The sequence below is a fragment of the Nocardia brasiliensis genome (assembly GCF_042691675.1).
Lineage (GTDB): Bacteria > Actinomycetota > Actinomycetes > Mycobacteriales > Mycobacteriaceae > Nocardia > Nocardia brasiliensis_D.
In genome coordinates this window covers 4,099,546-4,112,294 of record NZ_CP170507.1, presented here as the reverse complement: position 1 = coordinate 4,112,294, position 12,749 = coordinate 4,099,546, and the positions used below count along the sequence as shown (strand labels likewise).

General features: G+C 67.1%; 11 protein-coding genes. 3 read left to right on the top strand and 8 right to left on the bottom strand.

The genetic code is table 11. The annotated features are described in order from the left end of the window. Positions 1 to 50: 50 nt before the first annotated feature. From ACFK0J_RS18960 to ACFK0J_RS18950, 3 genes are all read right to left on the bottom strand, one after another. The gene (locus ACFK0J_RS18960; RefSeq protein WP_378742113.1) at positions 51 to 269 is read right to left on the bottom strand and encodes a hypothetical protein; all 219 of its coding nucleotides are present in this window, start codon (positions 267 to 269) and stop codon (positions 51 to 53) included. A 226-nt stretch (positions 270 to 495) separates the two neighbouring features. After that, positions 496 to 1,152 (bottom strand): cutinase family protein, encoded by a 657-nt coding sequence (locus ACFK0J_RS18955; RefSeq protein WP_378742111.1) that lies wholly within the window; start codon positions 1,150 to 1,152, stop codon positions 496 to 498. A 163-nt stretch (positions 1,153 to 1,315) separates the two neighbouring features. Beyond that, entirely contained in the window at positions 1,316 to 2,344 is a 1,029-nt protein-coding gene (locus tag ACFK0J_RS18950) for a zinc-binding alcohol dehydrogenase family protein (RefSeq protein WP_378742903.1), read from the bottom strand. A gap of 191 nt (positions 2,345 to 2,535) precedes the next feature. Here ACFK0J_RS18950 and ACFK0J_RS18945 point away from each other — a divergent pair, with 191 nt between their 5' ends. Both ACFK0J_RS18945 and ACFK0J_RS18940 read left to right on the top strand, forming a co-directional pair. Continuing rightward, on the top strand, positions 2,536 to 3,177 hold the full coding sequence (locus ACFK0J_RS18945) for a TetR/AcrR family transcriptional regulator (RefSeq protein WP_378742109.1): 642 nt from the start codon (positions 2,536 to 2,538) through the stop codon (positions 3,175 to 3,177). Continuing rightward, entirely contained in the window at positions 3,174 to 4,871 is a 1,698-nt protein-coding gene (locus ACFK0J_RS18940; RefSeq protein WP_378742107.1) for an FAD-binding dehydrogenase, read from the top strand. Before ACFK0J_RS18945 ends, ACFK0J_RS18940 begins: the two co-directional genes overlap by 4 nt. On the opposite strand, the gene ACFK0J_RS18935 is transcribed toward ACFK0J_RS18940, so the two are convergent. The 5 genes from ACFK0J_RS18935 to ACFK0J_RS18915 all read right to left on the bottom strand — a co-directional run bounded on the left by ACFK0J_RS18935 (position 4,862) and on the right by ACFK0J_RS18915 (position 9,303). Beyond that, positions 4,862 to 5,788, bottom strand: a complete 927-nt coding sequence (locus ACFK0J_RS18935) for an expansin EXLX1 family cellulose-binding protein (protein ID WP_378742105.1) — start codon at positions 5,786 to 5,788, stop codon at positions 4,862 to 4,864. The two genes, ACFK0J_RS18940 and ACFK0J_RS18935, sit on opposite strands and share 10 nt — an antisense overlap. Positions 5,789 to 6,087: 299 nt before the next feature. Continuing rightward, positions 6,088 to 6,708, bottom strand: a complete 621-nt coding sequence (locus tag ACFK0J_RS18930; RefSeq protein WP_378742103.1) for a PadR family transcriptional regulator — start codon at positions 6,706 to 6,708, stop codon at positions 6,088 to 6,090. A gap of 35 nt (positions 6,709 to 6,743) precedes the next feature. Next, positions 6,744 to 7,886, bottom strand: a complete 1,143-nt coding sequence (locus tag ACFK0J_RS18925) for an acyl-CoA dehydrogenase family protein (protein ID WP_378742101.1) — start codon at positions 7,884 to 7,886, stop codon at positions 6,744 to 6,746. A gap of 172 nt (positions 7,887 to 8,058) precedes the next feature. After that, the gene (locus ACFK0J_RS18920; RefSeq protein ID WP_378742098.1) at positions 8,059 to 8,868 is read right to left on the bottom strand and encodes an IclR family transcriptional regulator; all 810 of its coding nucleotides are present in this window, start codon (positions 8,866 to 8,868) and stop codon (positions 8,059 to 8,061) included. A gap of 174 nt (positions 8,869 to 9,042) precedes the next feature. Beyond that, on the bottom strand, positions 9,043 to 9,303 hold the full coding sequence (locus tag ACFK0J_RS18915) for a three-helix bundle dimerization domain-containing protein (RefSeq protein WP_378742095.1): 261 nt from the start codon (positions 9,301 to 9,303) through the stop codon (positions 9,043 to 9,045). A gap of 275 nt (positions 9,304 to 9,578) precedes the next feature. On the opposite strand from ACFK0J_RS18915, the gene ACFK0J_RS18910 reads away from it, so the two are divergent. Beyond that, positions 9,579 to 12,698 (top strand): ATP-binding protein, encoded by a 3,120-nt coding sequence (locus ACFK0J_RS18910; protein WP_378742093.1) that lies wholly within the window; start codon positions 9,579 to 9,581, stop codon positions 12,696 to 12,698. The last annotated feature ends 51 nt before the right edge of the window (positions 12,699 to 12,749 follow it).

The following is a 12,749-nucleotide window of genomic DNA, read 5'->3' as shown; positions in this document are numbered from 1 at the left end:
CGATTTCCCGCAGTATTTCGCAAATTATGAGCGATCGGGCGTCGAATCACTCAGATTCGCGCCCGGCGCGGTGGCGCGATATCGGGATAGCGGTAGTGGATTCGCGCGATGCAGTGACGCACCGTGTGCAGCTCGGCGTGTAGTTCGCGCAGCCGCTGCGTTTGGAATGTCCTTTCGGCGGTATTGATGGCGCGCGCGAGTGTGCGAGCGTGTGCGGCGAGCAAGTCCAGAAAGACCCTGGCTTGTGCGATGTCGGGATCATCGGACATTTGCTGTTCCTATCACGCCCGGTCGAGCCGCACCCGCTCGATCTCCGCGCGTTCCACGGGATTTCGCCGCAGCGTTTCCGAATCGAAAAGGACCACGGGCGTTTCAGAGAATTTGCTGCGCACAGCGAACAATTCGCCGCCGGCGGCGCAGACCGCAGGCGGCGAACCGGCAACGGCGGGGGCCGACTTCGCGTCGACCCCCGTCGCGGATTCCCCGGTTGGGGCTTCAGACCCGCGCTGCGGCGAACTCGGCGGCAGGCCACATGGCCCAGCCATAGTTGCCGTGCTGGCCGAAATCGATACCGGCACCGCAGACCGGATCACCGCCGGTGCAGTAGTTCGCGGTGCGCCACGCGTAGTGACCTGGCACATTCCAGCCGATCAGCCGGACCGGATCGCCGAACAGCAGCACCGCCGCCACCTTCGATTCGAGTTCGAACGGCAGGACGTGCATGCCGCCGAGCGCCGTGACAATGCCGGTGCCGAGCACACCGTGCGTGACGATCGCACCCTGCGAGTAGCCGACCAGGATGAATCGCTGGTCCGGGCACATCGAGGCCTGCCACATCACGTGCGCGGTCATGTCCTGGGTACCGCGGCTGATCGATGTCGGATCGAGCAGATCCGCAGGATAATTGACGCGATAGGCGCTGGAGCTCACCGGAAGCACTTGCCGCAGCGTGTCATACAGTGGGTCGCCGACCACCGAACCCAGATGTCCTGGTTCATTGGTGCCTCGTGCGACCACCACCTCGACCGCCGTGCAAGGCGACGCCCATGCACTCGATCCTGTCGTCGTTCCGAATCCCGCGACGAGCAGTAGCACAATGAATGCCTGCACCACCCGCCACTTTTCGAAATGAATTACCTTCCGGTTTGCCATCGTGATCACCCGCTCACGCCGTTGTGAGAAGCCGAGTGACACTTGTCAGCGACAAATGCCACTCGGCTATATCTGCGAAGGTAAGAACGCCGGAGGCGACCGTCAAGCAACTGGACCCGAACGATGCGTACTCAGCGCCGAATCGTGTCCTGGCGCCCCTTTTCTAGGGAACGAGAACCGCTGCGCCGGTGAAACGTCCGTGCGCGAGGTCGGCGAGGGCCTGATTTGCCGCCCCCAAGGGGTACCCATGGGTGGTCACTTCTATGCGATGTTCGCCTGCGAGCGTGAGAAATTCGCGGGCGTCCGCACGGGTGTTGGCGGTGACCGAGCGAATTTCCCGCTCCTGGAACAGCTGCCGCTGATAATTCAGCGCCGGTATGTCGCTGAGGTGGATACCCGCGATCGCGAGGACGCCGCCGCGATCGAGCGCCTCGAGGGCAGGCGGCACCAAACTACCGACCGGCGCGAACAGGATCGCCGAATCCAGTTGCACCGGAGGCGGATCCGCGGCGCCCTGGGCCGAGGCGGCGCCCAGTTCCCGAGCCAGGTCTCGCGCCGCCGGGTCGCGGGTCATCACGTGCACCTCGGCGCCGCGGGCCAAGGCCACCTGCGCGGCGATATGCGCACTGCCGCCGAAGCCGTAGATACCGAGGCGACCACCCGGCGGTAGGTCGGCGCGTTGCAACGCCCGGTAGCCGATGATGCCCGCGCACAGCAGCGGGGCCGTTTCGTCGTCGGCGTAGCCTTCCGGCAGCCGAAGCGCGTAAGCGGCTGGCACAGTGGCGAATTCGGCGTACCCGCCGTCGGCGTCCCAACCGGTGTAAATCGAACGGGGACAGAGGTTCTCGGCACCGCGCAGGCAGAACTTGCAGGCGCCACAGGTGTGCCGCAACCAGGCGATGCCGACGCGGTCGCCGATCGCGAAGGTCTCCACGATCCGGGAGTCCTCCCCTGTCGCGCCGACCCCCGGGCCGACCGCCACGACCTCACCGACGACCTCGTGCCCCGGCACCACACCGACGCGATGCACCGGCAGGTCCCCCTCCGCCACATGCAGGTCGGTCCGGCACACTCCGCACGCGAGCACACGCACGAGTAATTCGTCGGCCGCGGGTTCCGGCACCGGCTCGTGCACTCGATCCAACGGCGCCGCATCGATCGGGCCCGGGCGTCGCACGCGCCAGCCGGTCATCGATGCCGCCCGAGCAACCTCATTCATACCGATCTCCCCTTGTCGTCAGGATGCGCGGTCGTTTCGAGCTGCGTTCGACCCTACCTGCCCGGTTTCGCCACGTCACAGCTCCGCATCTGATACGTTTATGTATTGAATACATTTCTGTATCCATTGACCGGGGCTACCGGTCCCGTCCGAGGAGGTGCCCGATGGCGTCGTCCAGCGAAGCGGGAACCTCGGCGACCCGGGTCACCCGCCGCCGCGCCGAAACCCGGGAGCGCCTGCTCACCGCCGCCTACGAGGCGTTCTCCGAGGAAGGGTTCGGCCGGGCCACGGTAGAGCGGGTCTGCGAGCGGGCCGGTTTCACCCGCGGCGCCTTCTACTCCAATTTCGGCTCGCTCGACGAACTGTTCCTGGCGATGTGGGAGCAGCGGTCGGCTGCCATGCTCGCCGAAGTCCAGCGCATCCTCGACGAGATCCCGGTCGGCGGCACCGACGACGTGCGCGCCGCCGTCGAACGGCTGGAGCGCGCGGTCCCGGTCGACGAGGGCTGGTATCGGATCACCGCGGAATTCACCACGCACGCCCTGCGCAATCCGGAGTTGAGACGGGTGATGGCGGCACGTGAAGAGGCGATTGTCGCCGCACTGATGCCGACCGTTGTCGCGGGCTTGGCCCGGATCGGCCGCACCGTGCCCGATCCCGAGGCACTCGGCCAGGCACTCGTCGCGGTGCACGACGGCACCAGCGTGCAGGTGCTGATGGAACCGCGCAGCCGCATCGTGCGCCGCAGGCGCACCGAACTCTTCTGCCACGTCGTGCTGGCCTACAGCACCGAAACCGAAGGATGAATATGTCCAACAGCAGTCCCGAATTCGCGCAAGAGGCAGACGTGATCGTCGTCGGCGCCGGACTGGCCGGATTGGTCGCGACCCACGAACTGGTCAAGGCGGGCCGCCAGGTGCACGTGCTGGACCAGGAGAATCGCAACAACCTCGGCGGGCAAGCGTTCTGGTCGCTCGGCGGGCTGTTCCTCGTCGACACCCCCGAGCAGCGGCGCCTCGGCATCAAGGACTCCTACGAACTCGCGCTGCAGGATTGGCTCGGCTCAGCCGGTTTCGACCGGGACGACGAGGATCTGTGGGCGCGCCAGTGGGCGCGGGCGTACGTGCGGTTCGCGGCGACCGAGAAGCGCGACTATCTGCACGAGCTCGGACTGCGGGTGACACCGCTGGTCGGCTGGGCCGAGCGGGGCGGGGGTTTCGCCGACGGGCACGGGAATTCGGTGCCGCGCTTCCATCTCACCTGGGGCACCGGGCCCGAGGTGGTGCGGGTGTTCGCCGAGCCGGTACTGGCGGGCGAGCGACGCGGGTTGGTCGGCTTCAGCTTCCGGCACCGGGTCGACGAGCTGATCGTCGAGGACGGTGCCGTCGTCGGTGTGCGCGGTAGCGTCCTGGAAGAGAGCGACCTCGCGCGCGGACAGGCTTCCTCACGAAACATTTTGGGCGAGTTCGAGTTCCGGGCGAAGGCGGTGATCGTCACGTCCGGCGGCATCGGGCACAACCACGAGATGATCCGCCGCAACTGGCCGACCGCACGGCTCGGCAAGTGCCCGGAGACGATGATTTCCGGCGTGCCCGCGCATGTGGACGGGCGGATGCTCGGCATCACCGAATCCGCCGGCGGCGCCATCGTCAACCGGGACCGCATGTGGCACTACACCGAGGGCATCAACAACTGGGATCCGATCTGGCCCGACCACGCCATCCGGATCATTCCCGGTCCCTCGTCGCTGTGGTTCGACGCGAACGGAAAACGGTTGCCCGCACCGTGTTTCCCCGGCTTCGACACCAACGCCACCATGAAGGAGATCCTGGCCACCGGCTACGACTACTCCTGGTTCGTCCTCACCCAGTCGATCATCGAGAAGGAGTTCGCGCTATCGGGTTCGGAGCAGAACCCCGACATCACCGGCAAGGACCTCAAACTCACCATGAAGAGCCGGGTCGCCAAGGGCGCACCGGGTCCGGTGGAGGCGTTCAAACAGCACGGCGTCGACTTCGTGGTCGCGGACAATCTGCGCGATCTGGTCGCCGGAATGAACAAGATCGCGCGCGGTCCGCAGCTGGACTACGACGCGCTGGAACGTCAAATCATGGCCAGGGACCGGGAAATAACGAACAAGTACTTCAAGGACAGCCAGCTGATGGCGATCACCAACGCGCGCCACTACCTCGGCGACAAGTTGGGCCGGGTGGCCAAGCCGCATCGCATCCTCGACCCGGCGGCCGGTCCGCTGATCGCGGTCCGGCTGAACATCCTCACCCGAAAGACGCTGGGCGGCTTGCAAACCAACCTCGACTCACAGGTGATGCGCCAAGACGGCACCGAGTTCCCCGGCCTCTACGCCGCGGGCGAGGTGGCCGGGTTCGGTGGCGGCGGTGTGCACGGTTACAACGCGCTGGAGGGCACCTTCCTGGGCGGATGCATCTTCTCCGGGCGCGCCGCGGGCCGGGCGCTGGCCGCGAAACTCGGTCAGGGCTGACAGCCTGCCGAGGACAAGCTCGACGGTGGTTGCGAGCGCGGTGCGGCCGCGAGGGTGGTGGGCGAGGTTATCGGCGGTTGCGTGGTCGCTGGGGCGGCGATCGGTGGCGACCCGGTGTAGAGCCGGGCACCGGTCGGCCGTTCACCCGATTCCAGAGTGATGCCGAAGATCTCGGCCTCATTGCCGTGCACGTCGGTGACCCGCGCGGTGAACGGGCCTTCCCCGGCGCCGGAGATGGACCAGTAATTGTCCATGCCGCGGGTGAGGTACTGCCACGGACCACCGGCATCCGAGCGGATGGCGACTTCCCGCAGCGGATTACCGGCACCGCTGAACAGGATCGCGAGCCAGGCGGTGGTGGAGTCCGGTTTCACCTCGTAGAACAGTTCCGGCGGTGGCTCGGGGTTGCGGACCACGCTGTAGTGGATTTTCGCCACTCCGTCGGACAGATCGGCGATCTGCGTGAAGGCGGCGGTGCTCAGATCCAGTTGTCCCGGAGCGCATCCCGGGCAACGGTCGACGACGAGCGCACGCACCTCCCCGCGCGGCCCTCGGATGTCGAGGTACGCCCCGCACGGTTCGGCCCTGCCGTACTCCGGCGTCGACATCCCCACATAGAAGCCGTCCATCGGCAGCTCGGAGTAGGAGCACGCGACCCCCTCGCTGAAGGAATAGAAGCGCGCCTCGCCCGAGACGACGGGTTGCGGTTGCGGCGCGGGCGTCGTGGTCGGCTCAATACTGCTGGCGGCCAACGGTGTTCGCGATGCCTCGGACTGAACCATCGCGTCCGTCGGTACACAACGCAGCGGCTCCGGCCGGGTCAGCCAGACGGCCGCACCCGCGATGGCCACCAAGCCGATCGCGGACCAGAGCCACCCCGAACGGAAGTGTCGTTGGTTGATCGGTATCCGGTGCATCGCTCCCCGACTTACGGCTCACCTGCCCACGACTACGCCTCGCTTGCGCTCGGCTCCGTCGTGCGCAGGGGCGCGCTGCAACATGGTTCGCTCGCTGCGCTCCCTCACGGACTATCCATCCTGACGTCCACTAGGAAAGCAGTCGAACGACCGGTGCATGCAACGAACGAAAATTCTTCACAGTGAAAGAGTCACGCTTCAGCAATCGTGCGGCAAATGCCCAGCATCTTGTTGGACACTCCCGCGGCACACCGGAAATCATCCGGCCACGGCGATATCCGATGCGGCGCGAAGACGAGTCAAGATGCGCGACTTTTGGCTTTCGGCGGCACCCCGGTAGCGATCGTGTCGACGTCGGCCAGCAGTTCTCGGCCGAATTCGGCCTCCGCCTCGTAATGGCGCGCGCACCAGCGCAATACGGCGGCCGGATACGGGCGCGGCGGCTGCTCCCCCGCCCGGTCGGCGTCCGCCTCGGCCTGTCCGCGCATCCGATCGGCGTAACCGATGTGCTCGGTGAGGATTTCGCGCAGCCGCTCCGGTTCGGCCAGATGACCGAGCCAGGCGCGCAGCATGACGCTGTGCTTGAGCACCGGTGCCTCCACCGGTGCGTGGTTCACCCAATGCGCCGCTGCCGCACGGCCACTCGTGGTGATGGCGTACATCCGCTTGCCACGCACGCCGTCGTCCTGGAGTACCGTGCGGGAGGTGGCGTAGCCGTGTTTCTCCAACCGTTTGAGTTCGGCGTAGATCTGGCTGAACGACGGGCTCCAGTAGAAGAACTGCAGACTTCCGTCGGCCCATTTCTTCAGGTCGTAACCGGAGAGCTCGTCGGCGTGCGAGAGCATGCCGAGCACGGCCCAACTGGTCGTCGGGAGATCCGGTACCTCGGCTTCCGCCGGGCCAGGCTGCGCATCGGTCACGATAGGACTATATCGCTTAGGCATATTTCTGGGGGTTATGCAAAACCGTCCATCAGGGAAAGAACACGCAACATGACCTCGTCCGCACCGCCACCGATGCTCAGCAGGCGACTGTCCCGATAGGCGCGAGATGTCCAGGTCTCCGTCATGTACCCCATGCCGCCGTGCACCTGCAGACACCAGTCCGCTACTTGGCGAGAGAGCCGGCCCGCCTCGAGTTTGGCGATCGTCGCCATCCGGGTGACGTCACCGCCGTCGCGGTAGGACTGGGCGATGGTCTCGGTGTAGACGCGGAGCATGTCCACCTTGGCGGCGAGTTCGGCGTAGGTGTATTGCAGGTACTGGTTGGCCGACAGGGGCTGGCCGAACACCTTGCGCTGCTTGGCGTAATCGCGGGTCAGCTCGAGCTGCCCGGCGCAGCTGATCGGCACGCTGTAGGCGGCGAACATGCGCTCCATCACGAACTGCGACATCTGCTGCTGAAAGCCCTGGCCGATCTCGCCGATCGTGTTGCGCACCGGAACTCGCACGTCCTCGAAGGTCAGCAGCCCGGTGTCGGAGGCGCGCATGCCCAGCTTGTCGAGCTTGCGATGCACCCGGAACCCGGGAGCGTCGGTGGGCACGATGATCTGACTGATCCCGCGATACCCGCCCTCCGCGGAGGTCCGCACCAGGGTGCACAGCCAGTCCGCCTGCACGGCATTGGTGATGAACATCTTCGACCCGTTGATCACCCAGTCGTCACCGTCGCGGCGCGCGCTGGTCCGGATCGCCGCCACGTCCGAACCGGCTTCCGGCTCGGTAACCGCTACGCCGCAGACTGTTTCACCGCGCATGGCGGGTGCCAGGTATTCCTGCTTGAGTTCCTCGCTGCCGTGCGCGTGCAGCGACGGCGTGGCCATCGCGACCTGCACACCGAGCGCCATCGGGAACGACCCGTGCGCGACGCGACCCAGCTCTTGGCACAGCACCACCGTGAACAGATGGTCGGCGCCCTGTCCAGAATAGGCCGGGTCGTATTCGAGCCCCAGCATGCCGAGCTTTGCCATGTCGGCGAAGATCTCGTGCAGGGGCATCATTTCGGCCCGCTCCCACTCGTCGACATGGGGATTGATCTTCTGTTCGATGTAGCGCCGGACCATCGCCCGGAATTCCTGATGTTCGTCGCTGTACATCACGCGGTGCTCCTAACCCCGGGCTTGCCTCCTCATTGTCACCGCAGCACACGCGCACGTCCCCGATTCTTCGCAGCATGCCGACATCCGCACACCTGCTGATTCGTCACCCGCCGTCAGGCCGAGGCCGAACGCGCCAGGCGCCGCGGTCAGCGCCAGCGGGCGTGGCGCAGGGTCAGCGCCAGCGGGCGTGGCGCGGGAAGAGCGAACGACCGGCCTCGTGCGCGACTTCGACGAGGACCCGGGCCAGGCGCGCCGTGTCCAATGTCGCACGTTCACCGCCGATTTGGCCGGACAGCGACACGGCCGCCACCGCGGCGCCACGACCGCGGATCGGCACGGCTACGCAGGCGATGCCCGCCACCGATTCCTCGTTGTCCGTCGCGACACCCTGCCGTTGCCGGATCCGGGCCAGCTCGCGATGCAATTCCGCTCTGTCGCAGATGGTTCGGGCCGTCAGCTGCGGTAACTGATCCCGGAAGGAGGACTCGACGATGCTCGGTTCGAGCGACGCGAGCAAGGCCTTGCCCAAAGCCGTACTGTGCGCGGGCATCCGGCCGCCCAGGCGGGTCGGGATATTGGCGGCGAACCGGCCGCCCGCCTTGTCGAGGTAGAGCACCTCGCGGCCGTCCAGCACGCCGAGGTGCCCGACCATGCCGGTGCGTTGACAGAGATCGTGCAGCAGCGGGCTCACCACATCGCGAATCTCGTTGTGGTCGGCGGCAAGTCCGCCCAGCTCCAGCGCGCGCATGCCGAGTCGATAGCCGCCGGGGGCATGGGCGAGCCAGCGTAATCGGATCATCTGGTCGAGGATGCGGTGCACAGTCGAGCGCGGCAGGCCGGTACGTTCGGACAGACCCAGCAGGGTCAGCGTCGGGGTCGCGCCGTCGAAAGCGTCCAGTATCAACGTCATTCGTTCGATCATCGATACCGGTGGTTGGGCCGGCCGACTGGATTCGGGAGGGGTCATCGCCTCGACCGTCATGGCTCACCTCCACTGTGTGCTCGCCTAGAGCTTAGAAGTATTTCTATTAGGCATGTACGTTTTCGGCACACACCTTTGTGTACCCCATCACAGTGCCCCGGCGAGCGCGCAGTGGAATCCCGGAAACTACGGAGACCACTACGGATCTTCTCGGTAGCCGGGAACGACGATTGACTACACGCGGCTGCCCTGCTGGTCCGCCAAGGCGTGCAACCACTCTCGGGTATAGCGCTCGGCGAGTAGCGGCAGGAAGTTGTCGATGGTGGCGTGGTCGGCCACGTGGTCGTAGGCGGAGTGCAGGAGCTGTTCGATGGCGTCGTCGTCGATGAGTCCGTCGAATTCCCGTTCCAGACGGGTGGCGGCGGCTTGCAAGGCGACCTTTTGGTCGAGTGAAGGATCGTGCGGGCGGGGCGAGGTGACAGGGCTCTCGTTCACAGGGCTCTCGTTCACAGCAGACTCCTGATCGTCATGAGACGTCGGTGCGGTGAGCGCATGCACTGGCTTCGGCATGCCTCGATCTATCGAGTACCCATCGGAGACGGCCGAACACATCCGGGCTACCCGGTCGCCGCCACGCGGGCGCCCCGGATCTCGCTTCAACCACTGCCGAATCTGTGGGAGACATCGGCACCGAAATAGGCTCCTGGGCAGCCGATCAAGCTGGTGCTGTGGCCGATCAAGCTGGTGCTGTGGCCCATTACGCTGGTGCTGTGGCGCGAACGCGGCTGATCGGCCGAGACCATCCGGCGGCACTGCTGCGGGAGCAATTGCGCCGCACGGTGTCCAGCCACGGCGGGCTGGTGCTGGTCTCCGGCGAGGCGGGAATCGGCAAGACCGCGCTGGTCACCGAGGTGGTCGGCGAGTTCGACGACAGCGATGTGCTGGTGCTGACCGCGACCGCGTGGAGTGGTGACGGAACGCCGGGTTTCTGGCCGTGGGTGCAGGTGCTGCGTGGGCTGCGCCGCGCCGCCGCACCCGGTCAGTGGGCCGCCGTCGACGACGCGGCCGGTAACGCGCTGTCGTTCCTCATCGGGGAGGCGGAACAGCCCGACGCGGCCGCCGCGTCGCCGTTCCGGATCGGCGCCGCGGTGACCGAAGCGCTCGTCACCGCCTGCGCGCTGCGGCCGGTATTCGTGGTGATCGATGATCTGCACCGAGCCGACCCGGAGTCGGTCAAGCTGCTGGCGTTCGTCGCACGGCACTCATGGTTCGAGCGCCTCGCGATCGTCGGCACCGTACGCGACACCGACATCGAGGCCACCGCACATCCGTTGCGAAAGGTGTTCGGCGAGTTGGTGACTGTCGCGCGGACCATCGAGCTGACGGGTTTGCCGATCGAAGCCACCGCATCCCTCGTCACCGCCCTGACCGGCGAGCGACCCGCCGACGACGTCGTGCACACGCTGCACACCCTCTCCGGCGGCAACCCCTTCCTGATCGAACAGGCCGCCCGCCTCTGGCACGCGGGCGGTCAGCTCGACACACTCACGCCGGGTGTGCGCGAAACCCTCGACGCGCGGCTGGCTCCCCTCCCGGTCGCCGCGATCGATATCTTGACGACGGCCGCGCTCGTCGGACGCGAATTCACCACGCAGGTGGTCGCCGCCGCCACCGGTCGGGACGCCGCCGTGGTGACCGAGCTCCTGGCGGCCGCGGTCCGTGCTCGCCTGGTGATCGCGCTGGATGGCGACCGCCACACCTTCGTGCACGACCTGATCCGCGAGACACTGGTCGCCCGGATCGGCGAGACCGAGGCACGCAAACGCCACGCCGCCGTGCTTTCCGCGCTCGAGCGGCTGCCCCGGGAGGTCTCCGGTGCGACACCGAGCGACCTGGCCCATCACGCGTATTTCGCCGCGAACGCGATCGACGACGACCGCACCCTGCGCTACCTGCTGGACGCGGCACGCGACGCCTGCGGCAGGCTCGCCGCCGGCGAGGTCGCGAAGCACTATCGGCGTGCCCTCACCCGCATCCCGGATGAACAGACTGAACTTCGCGGCGTGGTCGGCCTGAGTTTGGCTGCCGCGTACAGCGGATCCGGCGAGCTCGCCGCCGCGCGACGCACCTACGAGGCCCTGCTGACGACCGCACGGGCCCGTGCCGCGGCGGAGCTGTTCGCCAGGGCCGCCCTCGGCCTACACGAACTCGGCATGCCCGCACCGGAACGGGAAGCCGAACGCGAGATCGAGCTCATGGACCAGGCGCATCGCCTGCTGCTGGCCGAACGCCCGCCCACCGATCCGCTGGCCGTTCAGGTGCTTGCCGCCGCGACCCGCGTGCGCGTGCACACCGGCTACGCGGCGCGACGCGAAGCGGTCGACCAGATGAGCGCCGAAACAGTCCGACTGGCCAGGGAATCCGGGGACGACATCACCCTCGGGTCGAGTCTGCTGGCCAGGCACGACGCGATCTGGCAGCCCGGCACCGCGGCCGACCGGCTCGGCCTGGCCGACGAACTCGTCCACCTCGGCCGCCGCGGCCACCGCGACGACCTCGAATTGCGGGGTTCGCTACTGCGTTTCACCGCATTGCTCGAACTGGGCGATCCGCGAGCGCACAGCGAGCTCGCCACCTTTTGCGCGCAGGCGGACCGCGCCCGGCTGCCCCGCTTCCGTTTCATCGCATTGTCCCGATCCGGTGCGTTGGCCACGCTCAGTGGGCGGTTCGCGGACGCGCGCACCATGATCGACGACGCGTACTCGCTCGGCGAACGGCTCGGCGAAGTCGATCGGGTACCGCTGTGGCTCGAACAGCGCTGGGCGCTCGCGCTGTTCGGGGGTGACCTCGACGAGGCGGACGCCTTCGTCGACCGATATCGCGACATGGCGGGCGACTACATCGCGGTCGTCGATGTGATCACCGCCGCCCGGCGCGGCGACGTCGAGCGAATCAGGCGCCGCGTCAACGATATCCAGGCGCTGGACAAGTTGTTCCCCCGCCATTTCCATTCCGCCATCCTGGTAGCGCAGGCGCATGCCGCGCTGGCGCTCGACGACGCCGATCTCCGGAAAGCGGTGCGCGCGAGACTGGTTCCCCTCGCCGAGTGGTGGGCAGTGGTCGCGGGCGGTGGCGCGGTATACGGCCCATATGCCTACTGGCTGGGGCGTCTCGCGGCGGCGGACGGCGAACTCGATGTCGCCGTCGAACACCTCATGGCAGCAATGCATTCGGCGCAATGGATGCGGGCGCAACCATGGATCGACGCCGCGCAACACCAGCTGCGGCTGCTCTCGCATCGAGAACAGGTGGCGGCTCCGCCGCCGTCACCGCCGCCGCCGGACAACGAGTTCCGGCTCGACGGCACGGTGTGGACCTTGCGATTTGCCGATCGCACCGTCCATTTGCCCGATGCCAAGGGTCTTCGTGATCTGCACGTGCTGCTCGCGCACCCGGGCCACGACATCCCGTCGCTGGAGCTGTTCGGCGCGCCCGATAGCACCGGAACCGTGCGCGCGGCGCGATCTTTCGGCAGTGACCCGGTGCTCGACGATCGAGCGAAGGCCGACTATCAGCGCCGGTTGACGACCCTCGACGCCGAGATCGACCGTGCGGTCGAGATCGGACACGATGATCGAGCCGCCGAACTCGACCGGGAACGCGCCGCGCTGATCGACGAACTGCGCCGCACCGCCGGCCTCGCCGGACGCACCCGGCACCTCGGCGACGACGCCGAACGCGCCCGCAAGACGGTGTCCGCGCGGGTGCGCGACACGTTGCGGCGGCTCGATCAGCTGCATCCCGAACTCGCCGAACACCTGCGTGCCGGTGTCTCCCTCGGGCTGGTGTGCCGGTATCAACCCCATCGCGAGGTCCGCTGGCGGCTCTGATGCTCGATCTAGCGCCGCGAGATCGGATCTAGCGCCTTCCGGGTAGCGACA